This window comes from Oliverpabstia sp. (genome assembly GCF_022785585.1).
GTDB lineage: Bacteria > Bacillota > Clostridia > Lachnospirales > Lachnospiraceae > Oliverpabstia > Oliverpabstia intestinalis.
Genome location: NZ_JALFPR010000081.1, coordinates 54,676 through 72,883, shown reverse-complemented (window position 1 = coordinate 72,883; position 18,208 = coordinate 54,676). Strand labels below are relative to the sequence as shown.

Genomic DNA, 18,208 nt, shown 5'->3' with positions numbered 1-18,208 from the left:
TGTTAATGATTTCATGAGCTGTCACCAGACTGCTCACACGAATTGTCATCAGATTGCTTAACTGCCTGTCATAGATAATGGTGGATTCGCCGCCCGAAAACGGGCGGCTGACTTTTACTTAGTTGTGACCGTGAGCATTTCATGCTCTACTACAAACTTGATCATATAGTCATCGACCAGACGTCTCTGCTGTTGGAAGGCATACATCAGTGCCTTTTCGCAGATCCGGTTGATCATACGGGGAATTCCGGCAGATGCCTTGTGGATCTCATCCACTGCTTTTTCAGTAAAAACCTCCTGAGAACATCCAGAATACGCCATATGACTTCCGATGTACTGTTCTGTTTCCGATCTGTCCAGATGTGGAAGCGTACAATACATATCGATTCTCTGGCGAATAGCAGCGTAACGCTGTAACTTCAGTTTGTTTTCCCAAAGTTCTGTCTGCCCGACAAGGACTACTGCCATGGGACTGACAGAATCAAATTTGTAATTCAAAAGAAATCGGAATTCTTCCAGCGTTTCTTTTTCCAATAGATGAGCTTCATCAAGGATACAGACAACTTTCTTGTGCTGTACTCCACGGATGATTTCAATTTCCTGCTGTAGCTGGCGTTTGGAATCTCCCCGATAAAACCTTGATTCCAGACCGAGCTGATCCAGCAGCCCCTTATAAAACCATCTTGGAGTCAGCTTTGAGTCTGAAAGATAAAGAACGATGTAATCCTCTTTAGGAAGCTCTGAGTAAAACCGGCGGATCAGCGTTGATTTCCCACATCCGGAATCAGCGGTTACAACCGCAAACATCTGGCGGTCTGCCACATAGGATAAACGCCCTAATGTCTCGCGAAAAGCAGATGATTCATACAGCTTTTCAGGCGGAACATCACGGACAAAGGGTGTGTGTTCCATACCGAAGAATGCCTCATACATTGTCATTCGCCTCCTTCCGATAGGATGCAAATGAAATCGCGTCAGCCATCTGACGCTGTGTCTGTGCATGGCGGTTTTCTAAAGCATCAAGAAAACGGGATGTGCTCGGTTTCTGTTCCTGCATGGATGCCGGTAATACGGGACGTTTGTCACAGTATGAGCTGATTTTTATAGGCTGTGCTGTAAAAGGTTCATAGCCTGGATAAGAAACCGTGATCGTTTCAGGCGCGGCAGGGTCATAAGAAATTTCAACTTTATGCCCAATCAGTGATGGTTTTGTCTCGTATTTTATTCCGCGGAAACTGATACATCCGCCTTTGTCAACTTTGCGTTCTTCGTGATGAAGGAAAGCTTCCGCTACGACTGAAACATCCAGGAAAGTGAGCGGGCGGCTGTCGCGGTTCCATTCCTGAAGAGGTGTGATCCCTTCTTCCGGGACCGCAGCTCCAAGGCTTTCATAGTACTCACTGATCCCTTCATGAGATTTCTTGTGATAATACTCGTCTGCGAAGATCTCCCAGAGACGGTTTAATTCATCCAGGCTTTTGATACCCTTCAGCTTCGATTCGCGGATAAAATCATCCACGACCTGGTGGAACTTTTCGATCTTGCCTTTGCTTTTTCCGCTTCTCGGCTTTGCATGAATGACACGGATGCCGAGTTTGGAAAGGGAAAAACGGATTTGCTTTGCGATATACTGTGATCCGTTATCAAAGTAACAGGCATCAAAAGTTCCGTGACGCAGGATCGCCTGGTGAAAGGTATCCTCGATGATCGCTTCTTCCTGATTATCATAGAACCGGGAGAATAGCAGCCGTCTGGAATGGTCATCAATAGCCGAGGACAGATAGGTCTGTACTTTGGCACCGTTTTTTCCAATAGGAAGTTTGGGACCATACTTGATATCTCCCTGGATCAGCATCATGCGGTGTGGTTTGCAGAAGCGTTTCGATGAACTCTCACGGGCTTCTCTGTACATCTGCATATGTTCACGGCCAAACCCTGCTTTATAAAGATGTCTTTCCAGGGTTGGGCGTTTTAATACCCCCGGTGCTACAAAGCCTTCTGCTTCCAGAATGAAGATGATCTGTGCAACAGACCGTTCCGGGACCTCTTTCCTGAGCTGGATTGCCTGTTCCAGAAGAAAATCGAAATTGTCCGGAAGTCTCTGGGATCTGTGTTTTTGCCGGTCTGCCGGTTTGAGTCCAGAGAACTGGCTTTCTGCATATGCTTTCTCGTAACGATAAAGAGAGCGGACGGAGATGTTATTCTCCTGTGCAATCTGCCTGCGCAGCTGCAGACGTTTTGCGTCATCCATATCTTCCCTGAGAAGGGGAGATATAAGCTGAAAGCGTTTGAGTGCTTCCTGTTCCTGCCACTGTTGTTTCATAAGATTTTTGCTTGTATTCATAGTATAGCGACCTCCTTTGAGACCACTATACAGAAGCAGCCGGTGACAGACGAACCAAAGTAGGTGCACAGTGCTACCAGGGGATCGGCACCAGGAATCCCCCGCTGTTATAGATCAGGCGGAGAATGATCTCCAGCCAGCTTTGATATTTTTTTCGTATAGCTTCGAGCAGTGAACCTTTGGAGAAGAGGACTCCTTCCCCAAGTCTGAAGATACTGTAGCCGGCACTTCTAAGGTAGCCTTCTATGTTGGTCAGATTGACCTGCAACCACAGGAGCCAGCGCTGCATGGTCTGCATGGACGGATAGTCCTCGGAATCAGCATCTTCAGGAGTGACAACTCCATCAAGAACTCCTGATATAACCTCAGTTTCATAATGCTTATACGGGGAGAGGCAATCCGGAAGTTCATTATGATAGGAATGGCAGTTTTTACATCTGAAACGTCGTATCATCAGACGCTCCTTACGTCCGCCTTCTTTCCTTCGGATACGTACGCGTGAATCCCGGTAGGCAAGAATCCCCTGACATCTGGGACATATATGGCTGGTCACACTGCTCTCAACAAAAAACACCTGAATTCCCCTTGAGGGTTAACGTATAGTCTGATATAATAACCATGGTTTTAGCGACCAGGTCTCAGAGTACACGACTTTCCAGGGAAGGTGCTCTGAGACTTTTTTCTTTCTGTAAACTGATGACAGTATACAGAACAATCCAGAGACACGCAAGCTAATCATTATTACGCTATTTTAAGAGGTCAATAACAGAGGAGGATAACGTCATGGCAATTATAGAGAATGAAATGGAAAAGAAAGTATATAAAGTAGAAGATGTTCAGAATTTGCTTGGGCTGGGACGCTCCAAGGCGTATGAATTTATAGAAAATGTTTATTATGACAGAAAACCATTCCGGGTGTTGAAGATTGGCAGATCTTATCGTATCCCATGCAATTCTTTTGATAGGTGGCTGAATGGAGACGAGGAGAGAGAAAGAGTGAGAGCAGAATGAAACAGAAAGAAACGCAGCAGGAGACAATGTCAAAGGAAAAGAGAGTTGTCTTTTTTGAAGGAAAATCATGGTATCACAGAACCAAAGAGCTGCAGGACGATTTGACGACAAAATATGGGAAAAAAGGTGGATTTGAAACGCCGGAAGAAGCAGAGAAAAGTTACTGGGAATATGAAAAGAGATACCAGAAGAAGCAGAGAGATCTCCAGATTGCAAAAATGCAAAAGACAGATGTGATGCTTGGCGATTATCTGGAATACTGGTTTGAAAATATTTTCAGTCCGAGAATTGAGACAACCACGAGAATGGTTGGAGCATATACCTTATATAATCTGATTCTTCCGAGTATGGAAGCGGATATCAAATTAAAATACATTTCAGTAGAGTATTTAGATGCTCTACTGGAACGTGTCGCGAAAATCTGTCCTTCAGCGGGAAATAAAGGGCGGGAGCTTTTGAGCATCGCCATGAAAGATGCAGCAGGAGATAAGTTCATAAGCTATAATCCAATGCCTGAGACAAAGCCATATCCGAGAGCAAAACCAAAGGTAAGGGTATTAGGCAAAGAAAAATTGAAGGTTTTTCTTGAAGCTGCGAGCAAGAATCCTTGGTATCTGGAAATTTTACTGGGACTGTTTTGTGGGTTACGAAAAGGAGAAATTCTTGGATTGAAATTTCAGGATTTTGATTTTGAAAAATAGACCGTCAGAATTAGCAGACAGCTTGTTGGAAACCTGAAACTGAAAGAAAAAGAATTTACGGTTACGGAATATGCTGTTATTGAAAGGAATCCAAAGACTGAGAATAGCTACCGGATATTGAGAGTGCCAAAAGTGGTGATGCGGGAAGTAAAACGCAGACAGCAGTTGATTGAATTGCGAAAAACTGATCCAGGCATAGAATACAAGAATTTTGATTATGTATGTTGTCAGGAAAATGGCGAACCCCGATCATTAACGGCAATGAATCAGGCACTTACGAAAATCTGTAACAGAAATGGATTGCCAAATATCACCGTACATGGACTCAGACATATGTTTGCGACCATTTTAATTGAGCTTGGAGTTCCATTGTTTAAAATATCTGGTCTGCTAGGTCATAGTTCCGTTCATACGACTTACGAATATTATTGTGAGATTATGGACGAGCAGGATAAGATTATTGCGTTTGTAAATAATACGTTTGTACCACAACAAACCGGAACGGAGGGATAGCCATGCATAAGACCTTTGACTTTAAGAAATATGTTGAATATAAGGTCTATTCGGTGACAACAATCAAAAATGGATATGGATTTCGTGTGTTGCTGACGTTTGCAGACGAAAGTACAAAGACACAGCAACATGCGGGATTCACAACCAAAAGAGAAGCTAATGCATTTCGTGATGAAGTAATCGGACAGCTACATACCGGAACCTATATTGTGTATGGAAAAATCCGGGTAGAGGAGTTTATGATCTTCTGGTTGGAAGATATTATGCGTCCCCGAATAACAGACGACACATATACAACTTACAAAAGTGCCATTAGGAATTATATCGTTCCACAGCTTGGAAAAATGTATATGTCTACACTGAATCAGGGTTATATCAAAAAATTATATAATACAGTTGCAGAAAAGTACGAATCAGTTGCGAAAAATGTCAGGACGATCATCAAAACATCATTGGAGTATGCATTTAACAAAAATGTATTGGCAACTAATCCTGCGAAAGGAATCAATTTACCGAAGAAAATAAAAAAGACAGAGTATCGTGTTCTGAAAATCGAAGAAAAGAAAACATTGACACTTCCGCAGGTGCTACAGTTGATTGAGGCAAGTAAAGAAACACCGATTCATATGCAGATTTTATTTGCTGTATTGATGGGGCTCAGAAGAAGTGAAATCAACGGTTTGAAATACAGTGATGTCGATTACATTCACAGGACGTTGAGAGTAGAGCGTCAGTTGGGAAAGAAGCCAAACAGTAAAGCAGAAGACTGTGCACCTAAGATGCTGACAAAGCAGGAAATTAAAACAAAAACACCTGCTGGTGTGCGTGAACTTCCAATACCGGATTATGTATTTGAAGCAATTCTGGAAGAACGGAAAACTTATGAGAAGAACCGCAGACGCAGACCAAAAGAGTTCCGGGACTGGAATTATATTTGTTGTTCTACATATGGGAATCCAAGGAGTAAAGGTTTTCATCAGAAATACTATAAAGACTTGTTGAAATTCTTGGATTTGCCTGATATTCATTTTCACCAGTTGAGAAATACCTATGCAACTATTTTGCTGAAGAATAGTTTTAATTCAAAAGGTATTTCGCATTTATTGAAGAAGTTATTCCAAAAGAGCGGAAAGATCAGTATTATGATTATTCAGAAGTGCTTGAAATAGACTTAATTCTGGAGGAATATTTCAACGCAGCATGATAAAAAATAGAATAGTAGTAAGATAGAAAAGTACAAATGAGAATCGAACATTTGTACTTTTTTCTTGCTTTCATCTATATACTTTCAAAAAAATGTTTGATATAATAGGGACTGTTACAAGAACAAACAGTAAAAATATGACAGAACCGGAGCCTGGTATCATCAGGTATTTCCGAGTGCTGTTTTATCCGCAAAAATCAGTTTTGTGACTTTTATTCGTAACGAGGTGAAAAGGACATCTATTCACCATAAAATAAGCTTTTCGTTACGAATCCGGATACGAATTTTTGGCTGATAATGATCATAGTAAAAGTCACAAATGGAGGGATTTACCATGAATGAGTTCAAATTAAAAGCCCCATATGAGCCAACCGGAGACCAGCCACAGGCGATTGCAGAGCTTGTGAAAGGGTTCAAGGAAGGCAATCAATGCCAGACTTTACTAGGGGTTACGGGTTCTGGAAAAACTTTTACGATGGCAAATGTGATTCAGCAATTACAGAAGCCAACGCTTGTCATCGCTCATAATAAAACACTTGCAGCTCAGTTATACGGAGAGTTCAAGGAGATGTTCCCCGATAACGCAGTGGAATATTTTGTGTCCTACTACGACTACTACCAGCCCGAAGCCTATGTCCCCTCCACGGATACTTACATTGCCAAGGACTCCGCCATTAACGAGGAAATTGATAGACTCCGGCTTTCAGCTACCGCGGCACTTTCTGAACGGAAAGATGTTATCATCGTGTCAAGTGTATCCTGTATCTATGGAATCGGCAGTCCGAAGGACTATCAGAACATGATGATCTCACTGCGACCGGGGATGGAGAAGGATCGGGATGAGGTGTTGCGGAGTCTGATTGACATGCAGTATGACCGAAACGATATGGATTTTCACCGTGGAACCTTCCGGGTGCGAGGGGATGTGGTGGAGATTATTCCGGCGTATGAATCGGATGTGGCGATCCGGGTGGAATTCTTCGGAGATGAGATTGACCGGATCACGGAAGTGGATGTGCTGACCGGGGAGATCCGGAGAGAACTGAATCATATCGCCTTATATCCGGCGTCTCATTATGTTGTGCCGATGGAACGTATCCTGGAGGCCTCCAAGGCTATTGAAAAAGAAATGGAAGAACAGGTGGCGTATTTTAAAAGCGAAGACAAACTTCTCGAGGCACAGAGAATCAGCGAACGGACCAATTTTGATCTGGAAATGATGAAAGAGACAGGTTTTTGTTCCGGTATCGAGAACTATTCCCGGCATCTGGCAGGACTGAAACCGGGAGAGCCGCCGTATACACTGATGGATTACTTCGGGGATGACTATCTGATCATGATTGATGAGTCACATATTACGGTACCACAGGTGCGCGGTATGTATTTTGGTGACCAGTCAAGAAAATCGACGCTGGTGGACTATGGATTCCGTCTTCCGTCAGCAAAAGATAACCGACCGCTGAATTTTGAGGAATTTGAAGAACGGATCGATCAGGTGCTTTTCGTGTCGGCAACGCCGGGACAATATGAAAAGGATCATGAACTTCTTCGTGCAGAGCAGATTATCCGACCGACCGGACTTCTGGATCCTTATGTGGAAGTGCGTCCGGTGGAGGGACAGATTGACGATCTGGTAGGAGAAGTCAACAAAGAAGTGGAAAAACATAATAAGATTCTGGTGACAACGCTTACAAAACGAATGGCAGAGGAACTGACCGATTATATGAAAGATCTGGGTATCCGTGTCAAATACCTGCATTCCGATATCGATACGCTGGAACGATCGGAAATCATCCGCGATATGCGTCTGGATGTATTTGATGTGCTGGTGGGTATCAACCTGCTTCGAGAGGGTCTGGATATCCCGGAGATCTCACTGGTGGCGATCCTGGATGCGGACAAGGAAGGATTCCTGCGATCGGAAACTTCTCTGATCCAGACAATCGGCCGTGCAGCAAGAAATGCGGAGGGACATGTCATCATGTATGCAGATGTGATCACAGATTCCATGCGCCGCGCCATCGATGAGACACTTCGAAGAAGAGAATTGCAGGAAACATATAATAAGGAACACGGAATTACACCGAAGACGATCAAAAAGGCAGTCAGAGATCTGATCAGCATATCCAAAGAGGTGGCGAAAACGCAGAAGAAACTGGAAAAAGATATGGAATCCATGAGCCGAGAGGAACTCGAAGAACTGATCGGAAAAATACAGAAACAGATGAAAGCGGCAGCAGCCGACCTGAACTTCGAGATGGCCGCCGAGCTGCGCGACCAGATGATCGAACTGAAGAAGAATCTGGAAGAACTGGACAGGTAGGAATACGACTCAAAAAATCAGTATATTATATAAAGAAAGAATTTTCTGAAAAAATGTTCCCGAAATGTGTGAGCGGATATTTACAGCAGAAGATTCTTTCTTTTTATGTACAGGGTAGCATTCCGCGAGGTGCTTTTGCATGTTTTTTGCCAAAATCCAGAGACATACAAGTCAAAATGCCTTACTGAAGGTGATTAGAAATCCAAGACGAAGAAAAAAACAAAAAATTTCAAAATACCCATTGACAAATAAAAGAGGCAGTGCTATCTTTAAACCATAGATGTTAGCACTCCACTTAAATGAGTGCTAACACAACAAAAAAGACAAAGAAGGAGGCAGAGAAGATGCAGGATTTGGATGAAAGAAAACGCAAGATTTTAAAAGCGATTATCCAGACCTATCTGGAAACTGGTGAGCCGGTTGGTTCGAGAACCATTTCCAAGTACACAGATTTGAATCTGAGTTCTGCCACCATTCGAAATGAGATGTCGGATCTGGAAGATCTGGGATACATTGTACAGCCTCACACCTCAGCGGGCAGGATTCCATCGGATCTCGGTTATCGATTATATGTCGATGAACTGATGAAAGAAAAAGATCAGGAAGTTTCCGAGATGAAGGAAATGATGATCGAGAAAACAGATCGGATGGAACGGGTGCTAAAACAGGTGGTCAAGGTGCTCGCATCCAATACGAATTATGCGACACTCATTACCGGTCCTACCTATCATCACAACAAAGTAAAATTCATTCAGTTATCCAAGCTGAACGAAGAACAGCTTCTGGCAGTGATCGTTGTGGAAGGCAACCTGGTAAAGAACCAGATCGTAAATCTGGATGAGACGATCGATGATGAACAGATCCTGAAACTGAACCTGTTATTGAATACACAGCTGAATGGTCTGACGATCGAAGAGATCAGTCTTGGCATGATCACGAAGCTGAAAGAACAGGCAGGTGTCCACAGTGGTGTGGTGAGTACCGTATTAGACGCGGTGGCAGATGCCATTGCAGTGGACGATGAGGAAGTTCCGGTGTATACAAGCGGAGCGACCAACATTTTCAAATATCCGGAACTGGCAGACAGCAGTAAGGCCAGTGAACTGATATCCGCATTTGAGGATAAACAGGAACTGGTTGAGATGATCAAGGATACCGTTTCTGATTCCGGAGAGAATACAGGGATTCAGGTATATATAGGAAATGAAAGCCCGATACAGACCATGAAAGATTGTAGTGTAGTAACCGCATCGTATGATCTGGGAGAGGGAATGAAAGGAACGATAGGAATTATCGGACCGAAGAGAATGGATTATGAAAATGTAGTAGATAATCTGAAAACATTGAAAGTCCAGTTGGACAACATATTCAAAAAGCCGTAGAAAGGTGGAATGTGAGAGATGGCAGAAGAAAATAAAACAACTGCTGAGGAGACAGCTGAGAAAGTAAAAGAAACCGAAGCAGCCGAAAGCGAAGTCACCGAAGCAACTCCTGAAACTCAGGCAGGAAGCGAAGAAGTGGAAGAAGCCAAAGAAAAGAAACTTTTTGGAAAAAAGAAAAAAGATAAAAAAGATGAAAAAATTGAAGAACTGACTGATCGGGTAAAACGCCAGATGGCCGAGTTTGAAAATTTCAGAAAACGTACCGAAAAAGAAAAAGCAGGTATGTATGCTGTGGGAGCAAAAGATGTGATCGAAAAGATTCTTCCGGTAGTAGATAATTTTGAAAGAGGTCTGGATGTCGCAGAAGACAAAGAAGATCCTTTCGTACAGGGAATGGAAAAAATCTACAAGCAGTTCCTTAGCGCACTGGATGGCATGGGAGTAAAAGCCATTGAAGCTGTAGGAAATGAATTCAATCCTGATTTCCATAATGCAGTGATGCATGTGGAAGATGAAACAGTCGGAGAGAACATCATAGTAGAAGAGTTCCAGAAGGGTTACATGTATAAAGACAGTGTAATCCGCCACAGTATGGTAAAAGTAGCCAATTAACAATTATCAGAATATAGATTATAATTCATGAGGAGGAAATAGTCATGGGAAAAATCATTGGTATTGACTTAGGAACAACAAATAGTTGCGTAGCTGTTATGGAAGGTGGTAAACCAACCGTTATCACAAATGCAGAAGGAGCAAGAACAACACCATCTGTAGTAGCATTTACAAAAACAGGAGAAAGACTGGTAGGTGAACCTGCAAAACGTCAGGCAGTAACCAACGCAGATAAAACAGTTTCTTCTATTAAAAGACATATGGGTACTGACTACAAAGTAACCATCGATGACAAAAAATATTCTCCACAGGAGATTTCTGCTATGATTCTGCAGAAGATGAAATCTGATGCAGAAAACTACCTGGGTGAAAAAGTAACAGAAGCAGTTATCACTGTTCCGGCTTACTTTAACGATGCACAGCGTCAGGCAACCAAAGATGCAGGTAAGATTGCAGGTCTGGATGTAAAACGTATCATCAACGAGCCTACAGCAGCAGCTCTTGCCTATGGTCTGGACAACGAACAGGAACAGAAGATCATGGTATACGACTTAGGTGGTGGTACATTTGATGTATCTATCATCGAGATCGGTGATGGTGTTATCGAAGTTCTGTCTACCGCAGGTAACAACCGTCTGGGTGGTGATGATTTCGACCAGAAAGTAGCAGATTACATGCTGGCAGAGTTCAAGAGAACCGAAGGCGTAGACCTGTCTCAGGATAAGATGGCTCTGCAGAGAATCAAAGAAGCAGCAGAGAAAGCGAAAAAAGAACTTTCTTCTTCTACAACAACCAACATCAACCTGCCATTCATCACAGCTACAGCAGAAGGTCCGAAACATTTCGATATGAACCTGACAAAAGCAAAATTTGATGAACTGACACATGATCTGGTAGAACTGACAGCAGAACCTGTAAGAAGAGCACTGTCTGATGCAGGACTGACAGCTTCTGAACTGAGCAAAGTCCTTCTGGTTGGTGGTTCTACACGTATCCCGGCTGTACAAGATAAAGTAAAACAGCTGACAGGACATGAACCAAGCAAGAGCCTGAACCCGGATGAGTGCGTAGCTCTGGGAGCTTCCGTACAGGGTGGTAAACTGGCAGGCGATGCCGGTGCCGGCGATATCCTGCTTCTGGATGTAACTCCACTGTCACTGTCTATCGAGACAATGGGTGGTATCGCAACCAGACTGATCGAGAGAAATACAACAATCCCGACCAAGAAGAGCCAGATCTTCTCTACAGCAGCAGATAACCAGACAGCAGTAGATATCAACGTAGTACAGGGTGAGAGACAGTTCGCGAAAGACAACAAATCTCTTGGTCAGTTCCGTCTGGATGGAATCCCGCCAGCAAGAAGAGGTGTTCCGCAGATCGAAGTAACTTTTGATATTGATGCCAACGGTATTGTAAATGTATCTGCAAAAGACCTGGGAACAGGAAAAGAACAGCATATTACCATTACAGCCGGTTCCAATATGTCTGATTCCGATATCGACAAAGCAGTAAAAGAAGCTGCTGAGTACGAAGCACAGGATAAGAAGAGAAAAGAAGCCATCGATACAAGAAACGATGCAGACGCTATGGTATTCCAGACAGAGAAAGCTATCGAAGAGGTAGGCGACAAACTGGATGCCAACGATAAGACAGCAGTAGAAGCTGATCTGGCAGCTCTGAAAGATCTGATCGCAAAAGCTCCTGTAGATAACATGACAGATGAGCAGGTTGCAGAGATCAAAGCTGCAAAAGAAAAACTGATGGAAAGCGCACAGAAACTGTTTGCAAAAGTATATGAACAGGCACAGGGAGCAGCAGGTGCTCAGGGTGCAGGTCCGGACATGAGTGGAGCAGCAGGCGGTGCTTCTCAGGGATCCAGTGAAGCAGGATACGGCGACGATGTAGTAGACGCTGACTACAAAGAAGTTTAATACGAATAAAGAATAAATCATACTTACCAGATGGTTATACAAGTCGTGTAAGTAAATGCAGGGGACGGGGATACCGGAAGGGTCACCGTCCCCATAATGTGATGATGCCCGGGCTTCAGGATCGGAAATCTGACATAAGCCTGCTTGCAGGAAGATTTCTGAACTTTTGATCCTGACATCATATGAGTAGATAATTCCGCAGTTGTATCCCCCAGGGGTACGAGGCGTTTCGATAAGGTGAAAGAAAATGGCAGAGAAAAGAGATTATTATGAGGTTCTGGGTGTAGAGCGCGGAGCTGATGATGCGACCTTGAAAAAAGCATACCGGAAACTGGCAAAAAAGTATCATCCGGATATGAACCCAGGGGATAAAGAAGCAGAAGCAAAATTTAAAGAGGCGACAGAGGCGTACACTGTACTGAGTGATCCGGAAAAGAGAAGAACATATGACCAGTACGGTCATGCAGCATTTGAAAATGGCGGAGCCGGACAGGGTGGCGGTTTCGGTGGATTCGACTTTAACGGCGCAGATATGGGCGATATCTTCGGCGATATTTTCGGGGATCTGTTCGGTGGCGGAAGAAGCCGCAGAGCGAACAATGGTCCGATGCGCGGAGCAAATCTGCGTGCAGTGGTTCACATTACCTTCCAGGAAGCAGTTTTCGGCTGTGAGAAAGAACTGGAACTGACACTGAAGGATACCTGTACCAAGTGTAACGGAACCGGTGCAAAACCGGGCACTTCTCCGGAGACCTGCAGCAAATGTCATGGAACCGGTCAGGTAACATATACCCAGCAGTCCATGTTTGGTATGGTGCGAAACGTACAGACCTGTCCGGACTGTGGTGGAACCGGTAAGATCATCAAAGACAAATGCCCGGATTGCCGGGGAACCGGATTTACCGCAAGCAGAAAGAAGATTCAGGTATCTATTCCGGCTGGTATTGATGATGGACAGAGTATCCGTATCCGTGAAAAAGGCGAACCCGGAACTAATGGTGGACCGAGAGGAGACCTGCTGGTAGAAGTACAGGTGGCTCGCCATCCGATTTTCCAGAGACAGGATATGAATATCTTCTCCACGGCACCGATCACTTATGCACAGGCTGCACTGGGTGGCAAGATCCGCATCAGCACGGTAGACGGTGAAGTAGAATACGAAGTAAAACCGGGAACACAGACCGATACCAAGATCCGTTTGCGTGGAAAAGGTGTACCGTCACTGAGAAACAAAAATGTTCGCGGTGATCAATATGTTACACTGGTTGTTCAGGTACCGACCAAACTTTCCGAGGAAGCAAAAGATGCGCTTCGTGCATTCGATGCGGCATGTCAGGGAAAACCGGCGCCGGAAAAAGAAAAGAAAAAACGTTTTATGGATAAATTGAAAGAAACGTTTGAAGATTAAAGACCACAGCTACAGAAAAAAGGGACTGTCCGGAAAACAGAAATGTTTTCCGGACAATCTCTTTTGTTGCTTTTTTGAACAGAATCTAGTATAGTTATCATAGCTATGCACTTGTGTACTTGTACAGAAAGGTAAGAAAGTTTATGAAATGGAAAAAATTTAAAATAAAAACAGTGACAGATGCAGAAGATATTATCATCAGTACATTATATGATATCGGGCTGGAAGGCGCACAGATTGAAGACAAAGTACCTTTGACTGCAATGGAAAAGGAGCTGATGTTTGTGGATATTCTGCCGGATGGACCGGAAGACGATGGAATCGCTTATCTGAGTTTTTTTGTGGAAGAGACAGAAGACGGAACCCTTACGGTAAATGGAGAAGAAAAGACCGAAGAAGAGATTCTTTCCCAGGTGAAAGAAGAACTGGAATCTCTGCGGATGTTCTGCCAGATCGGAGAAGGAAGTATCACAGTTGACGAGACGGAAGACATTGACTGGATCAATAACTGGAAAAAATATTTCAAACAGTTTTATGTGGATGATATCCTGATCATCCCTTCCTGGGAAGAAGTAAAAGAAGAAGACAAAGATAAAATGATTATACATATCGATCCGGGCACTGCCTTCGGAACCGGTATGCATGAGACTACACAGTTGTGTATCCGTCAGCTGAAAAAATATGTAACATCGGAGACAGAACTTCTCGATGTGGGAACCGGAAGTGGTATCCTTTCTATCATTGCACTGAAAATGGGGGCAAAACATGCAGTCGGAACTGATCTGGATCCATGCGCAGTACCGGCAGTAGAAGAAAATAAAGAAGTAAACGGAATCGCACCGGAAAGCTTTGATATGATGATCGGAAATATCATCGATGACAAAGAAGTACAGGATAAAGTAGGCTATGAATGTTACGACATCGTAGTGGCAAATATTCTGGCAGATGTTCTGGTGCCGCTGACCCCGGTCATTGTCAACCAGATGAAACCGGGTGCTGTATACATTACCTCCGGTATCATTGATGACAAAGAGCAGACCGTAGTTGATGCCGTAAAGGCAGCCGGTCTGGAGATTCTGGAAGTAACATATCAGGGTGAGTGGGTATCCGTAACCGCAAGAAAGCAGGCGTAAGATGTATCGTTTTTTTGTAAAACAAGAACAGATTGATATGGAAGAAAAAAAGATACATATCACAGGCAGTGATGTGAACCATATTAAAAATGTGCTTCGGATGCGTCAGGGAGAGACGATCCTGATCAGTGCAGGTGACAATCTGGAATACACCTGTCTGGTGAGCGAGATGGAAGCAGAAGAAGTAATTGCAGATATCAGTTATGTGCAGGAAGTGGGCATGGAGCTGCCGTCAAAGATTTATCTGTTTCAGGGACTTCCAAAGAGTGACAAGATGGAGATGATCATTCAGAAAGCTGTGGAACTTGGTGTCTATGAAGTGATTCCGGTGAGCACGGCCCGGGCGGTAGTAAAACTGGATGCGAAAAAAGAAGCTTCCAAACAGAAACGGTGGCAGACGATCGCAGAAAGTGCTGCCAAACAGTCCAAACGAATGGTGATTCCAGAGATTCATTCTGTTATGAAGTTTTCAGAGGCAGTAAACTATGCCGAAGAGCTGGATATCCGGTTTATTCCGTATGAACTTGCTGAAAATATGGCACACACGAAAAAACTGTTTGAACAGATCGAACCGGGGCAGTCTATCGGTATCTTTATCGGACCGGAAGGTGGATTCACACCGGAAGAGATCGAACTGGCGATGAATCATCAGGTACAGCCGATCACACTGGGAAAACGGATTTTAAGAACAGAGACAGCAGGAATGACAGTGCTCTCGATTCTGATGTTCTTACTGGAAGGAAAGGAATAACAAGTGGAAGCATATTTAGATAATTCGGCCACTACCCGTTGCTATGAAGAAGTGAAGGATATCGTCGTGAAAACCATGATGGACGACTATGGCAATCCTTCTGCCATGCACCAGAAGGGTGTGGAGAGTGAACGATACGTGAAAGAAGCTGCCGGACAGATTGCAGCTACATTAAAAGTACAAGAAAAAGAGATTTATTTTACCTCCGGTGGAACTGAGTCCAACAACTGGGCGCTAATCGGAACTGCTCTGGCGAACAGACGCCAGGGGAACCATATTATCATCAGTAGTATTGAACATCCGGCCGTATCTGCTCCTGCAGAATTTCTGGAGAGCCAGGGATTTGAAGTGACGAGACTGGGTGTGAATGCACAGGGACAGATTTCTCCGGAAGAACTGAAAGAAGCGATTCGCCCAGAGACGATTCTGGTATCGATAATGTTTGTAAATAACGAAATCGGAGCGGTGGAACCGATTGCAGAGATCGGAGAGCTGATCAAGCAGGTAAATCCGAAAACGTATTTTCATGTGGATGCGATTCAGGCCTACGGAAAGTTCCGGATCCTTCCGAAAAAGATGCATATCGATATGCTTTCCGCGAGCGGACATAAGATTCACGGACCGAAGGGAACCGGATTCTTATATATCAGTGAAAAAATGAAGATCGTTCCGATCATTTACGGTGGTGGACAGCAGAAAGGCATGCGTTCCGGTACGGACAATGTGCCGGGAATTGCAGGACTGGGATTGGCTTCCAAAATGGTTTATGATCATCTGGAAGAAAATGATAAGCATATGCGTGGGCTTCGTACGTATTTCGTCAGAGAACTTGCAAAGATGGATCAGGTCGTGGTACACGGTCCACAGGGAGAAGAAGCGGCACCGCAGATCGTAAGTGCTGCCTTCGTGGGCGTGAGAAGCGAAGTCTTATTACATACCCTGGAAGAAAGAGGTATCTACGTATCCGCCGGAAGTGCCTGCTCTACGCACAAAAGAAGTGGAAGTCCTACACTGACAGCTATTGGACTGCCGAAGAATCAGATGGAAGCAACCGTTCGGTTCAGCTTCTGTGAGACAACCACAAGGGAAGAACTGGATTACACGTTACAGGTGTTAAATGAAGTCATACCGATGCTGCGTCGATATGCGAGACATTAATCACAGCAAGTAGCAGAAGGAGAAAAGAGATGTTTAAAGCATTTTTAGTAAAATATGCGGAAATCGGCATCAAAGGAAAGAACAGATATCTGTTTGAAGATGCACTGATCCGTCAGATGGAATATGTATTGAAACCGGTAGAAGGAACCTTTCATGTAACCAAAGAGCAGGGGAGAATCTATGTGCTGACTGAGGGTGATTTTGATTATGAAGAAGCTCTGGAAGCATTAAAACGGGTATTTGGAATCGCGTATATCTGTCCGGTTGTGATTAAGGAAGATCAGGGTTACGAACAATTGGAAAAAGATGTGGTAGCTTATGTGGATCATGTATATCCGGATAAAAATAAATCATTCAAAATGCATGTCCGTCGTGCAAAGAAGACCTATCCTGGAACATCTATGGAACTGAATGCAGATCTTGGAGGAGCGATTCTGGACGCTTTTCCGGAGATGAAAGTGGATGTCCATAATCCGCAGCTGCTGATCACCGTTGAGATCCGCGAAAAAATCTATATTTACTCCGAGTCTATTCCGGGACCGGGCGGTATGCCGATCGGAACCAACGGAAAAGCGATGCTTCTGTTATCCGGTGGTATTGACTCTCCGGTAGCCGGATATATGATCGCAAAACGTGGCGTAAAGATTGACGCTGTTTATTTCCATGCACCGCCATATACTAGCGAACGTGCAAAACAGAAAGTTGTGGATCTGGCAAAACTGGTGGCAAGATACAGCGGACCGATCAATCTGTATGTGGTTAACTTTACGGATATTCAGCTGTATATCTATGATCAGTGCCCACACGATGAGCTGACGATCATTATGCGCCGGTATATGATGAAGATTGCGGAACGCATCGGAAAAGAGCAGGGATGCCTGGGACTGATCACAGGAGAGAGCATCGGCCAGGTGGCCAGCCAGACCGTGCAGAGTCTTGCTGCAACGAATGAAGTATGTACGATGCCGGTATTCCGTCCGGTGATCGGATTCGACAAACAGGAAATTGTGGATATTTCCCTGAAGATCAATACGTATGAGACATCCATACAGCCATACGAAGACTGCTGTACGATTTTTGTGGCAAAACATCCGGTAACAAAACCGAATATTCAGATGATCAAAAAATCAGAGAAAAAACTGGAAGAGAAGATTGATGAGATGATGGATCAGGCAGTCAATACTGCAGAACGCATTTACATTGAGGCATAAAATCTGACGAAACGCAGAAGTACAATATCATTCCATTCTGACTCGTAACTGCACAAGTGCTGAACAGTTACGAACAGTAAATATAAAAAGGGAGCCTGTTGCAAACAGACTCCCGATTTAAAAATTCAGACTCAGTCAATGATATATGGAGCAAGTACTTTTAATACTTCATCCAGGTTGTTTCCTTCTGCATGAACATTCAGATTGATCGGTTTGGAAAGATCCAGACTGAAGATACCCATAATGGATTTTGCATCGATGACATATCTTCCGGAAACCAGATCAAAATCGAAATCATATTTGGAAATATCGTTTACAAATGCTTTTACTTTGTCAATGGAATTAAGTGAAATACTAACAGTTTTCATGATAACTTCCTCCCGAAAATTCAGATTATTTTTTGGCCGTGCCGGAGGTAAATCTGTCAATAACAGTTCCTGGCAGCACATTTCAGCTAAATTTATCTTACCGTTTTGGATGGTAAAAGTCAAGGTGAAAGCATACAAAGATTCAAAGAAAACGAAAG

15 protein-coding genes and 1 pseudogene are annotated in these 18,208 nt (G+C 43.8%); 12 read left to right on the top strand and 4 right to left on the bottom strand.

The annotated features are described in order from the left end of the window. Positions 1-114: 114 nt before the first annotated feature. The 3 genes from MSA64_RS05490 to MSA64_RS05480 form a co-directional block, all read right to left on the bottom strand. The gene (locus MSA64_RS05490) at positions 115-939 is read right to left on the bottom strand and encodes an ExeA family protein (RefSeq protein WP_330578382.1); all 825 of its coding nucleotides are present in this window, start codon (positions 937-939) and stop codon (positions 115-117) included. Continuing rightward, the gene (locus tag MSA64_RS05485; RefSeq protein ID WP_154433258.1) at positions 926-2,344 is read right to left on the bottom strand and encodes a DDE-type integrase/transposase/recombinase; all 1,419 of its coding nucleotides are present in this window, start codon (positions 2,342-2,344) and stop codon (positions 926-928) included. Before MSA64_RS05485 ends, MSA64_RS05490 begins: the two co-directional genes overlap by 14 nt. 73 nt (positions 2,345-2,417) lie before the next feature. Continuing rightward, positions 2,418-2,918 (bottom strand): DUF6431 domain-containing protein, encoded by a 501-nt coding sequence (locus MSA64_RS05480; protein WP_197702350.1) that lies wholly within the window; start codon positions 2,916-2,918, stop codon positions 2,418-2,420. 209 nt (positions 2,919-3,127) lie between these two features. On the opposite strand from MSA64_RS05480, the gene MSA64_RS05475 reads away from it, so the two are divergent. The 12 genes and pseudogenes from MSA64_RS05475 to thiI all read left to right on the top strand — a co-directional run bounded on the left by MSA64_RS05475 (position 3,128) and on the right by thiI (position 17,682). Then, on the top strand, positions 3,128-3,355 hold the full coding sequence (locus MSA64_RS05475; protein ID WP_287890903.1) for a helix-turn-helix domain-containing protein: 228 nt from the start codon (positions 3,128-3,130) through the stop codon (positions 3,353-3,355). Beyond that, positions 3,352-4,569, top strand: a pseudogene (locus MSA64_RS11980) (site-specific integrase). The gene MSA64_RS05475 and the pseudogene MSA64_RS11980 overlap by 4 nt, the downstream one beginning before the upstream one ends. A gap of 251 nt (positions 4,570-4,820) precedes the next feature. Further along, positions 4,821-5,738: a tyrosine-type recombinase/integrase gene (locus tag MSA64_RS05465; protein WP_287890902.1), complete on the top strand. Its 918-nt coding sequence runs from the start codon at positions 4,821-4,823 to the stop codon at positions 5,736-5,738. A 369-nt stretch (positions 5,739-6,107) separates the two neighbouring features. Next, the gene (uvrB, locus tag MSA64_RS05460; protein WP_287890901.1) at positions 6,108-8,096 is read left to right on the top strand and encodes an excinuclease ABC subunit UvrB; all 1,989 of its coding nucleotides are present in this window, start codon (positions 6,108-6,110) and stop codon (positions 8,094-8,096) included. Between the two features lie 344 nt (positions 8,097-8,440). Then, the gene (hrcA, locus tag MSA64_RS05455; protein ID WP_022171288.1) at positions 8,441-9,478 is read left to right on the top strand and encodes a heat-inducible transcriptional repressor HrcA; all 1,038 of its coding nucleotides are present in this window, start codon (positions 8,441-8,443) and stop codon (positions 9,476-9,478) included. 18 nt (positions 9,479-9,496) lie between these two features. After that, positions 9,497-10,090 carry a nucleotide exchange factor GrpE gene (gene grpE / locus MSA64_RS05450; protein ID WP_154432306.1) on the top strand — a complete coding sequence of 198 codons (594 nt, stop codon included), beginning with the start codon at positions 9,497-9,499 and terminating at the stop codon, positions 10,088-10,090. 44 nt (positions 10,091-10,134) lie between these two features. Beyond that, positions 10,135-12,021, top strand: coding sequence for a molecular chaperone DnaK (dnaK, locus tag MSA64_RS05445; protein WP_117525665.1), 1,887 nt, complete (start codon positions 10,135-10,137; stop codon positions 12,019-12,021). 247 nt (positions 12,022-12,268) lie between these two features. Continuing rightward, positions 12,269-13,429: a molecular chaperone DnaJ gene (gene dnaJ, locus MSA64_RS05440; protein WP_117525664.1), complete on the top strand. Its 1,161-nt coding sequence runs from the start codon at positions 12,269-12,271 to the stop codon at positions 13,427-13,429. A gap of 143 nt (positions 13,430-13,572) precedes the next feature. Beyond that, positions 13,573-14,562, top strand: coding sequence for a 50S ribosomal protein L11 methyltransferase (gene prmA, locus MSA64_RS05435; RefSeq protein ID WP_287890898.1), 990 nt, complete (start codon positions 13,573-13,575; stop codon positions 14,560-14,562). A 1-nt stretch (position 14,563) separates the two neighbouring features. Beyond that, positions 14,564-15,313 (top strand): 16S rRNA (uracil(1498)-N(3))-methyltransferase, encoded by a 750-nt coding sequence (locus MSA64_RS05430; RefSeq protein WP_022398979.1) that lies wholly within the window; start codon positions 14,564-14,566, stop codon positions 15,311-15,313. Between the two features lie 3 nt (positions 15,314-15,316). Then, positions 15,317-16,471, top strand: coding sequence for a cysteine desulfurase family protein (locus tag MSA64_RS05425; protein ID WP_287890896.1), 1,155 nt, complete (start codon positions 15,317-15,319; stop codon positions 16,469-16,471). 29 nt (positions 16,472-16,500) lie between these two features. Then, positions 16,501-17,682: a tRNA uracil 4-sulfurtransferase ThiI gene (gene thiI, locus MSA64_RS05420; protein ID WP_117525662.1), complete on the top strand. Its 1,182-nt coding sequence runs from the start codon at positions 16,501-16,503 to the stop codon at positions 17,680-17,682. A gap of 131 nt (positions 17,683-17,813) precedes the next feature. Here thiI and MSA64_RS05415 read toward each other — a convergent pair whose 3' ends face one another. Beyond that, positions 17,814-18,050, bottom strand: a complete 237-nt coding sequence (locus tag MSA64_RS05415; protein WP_022171296.1) for an HPr family phosphocarrier protein — start codon at positions 18,048-18,050, stop codon at positions 17,814-17,816. Positions 18,051-18,208 lie beyond the last annotated feature (158 nt).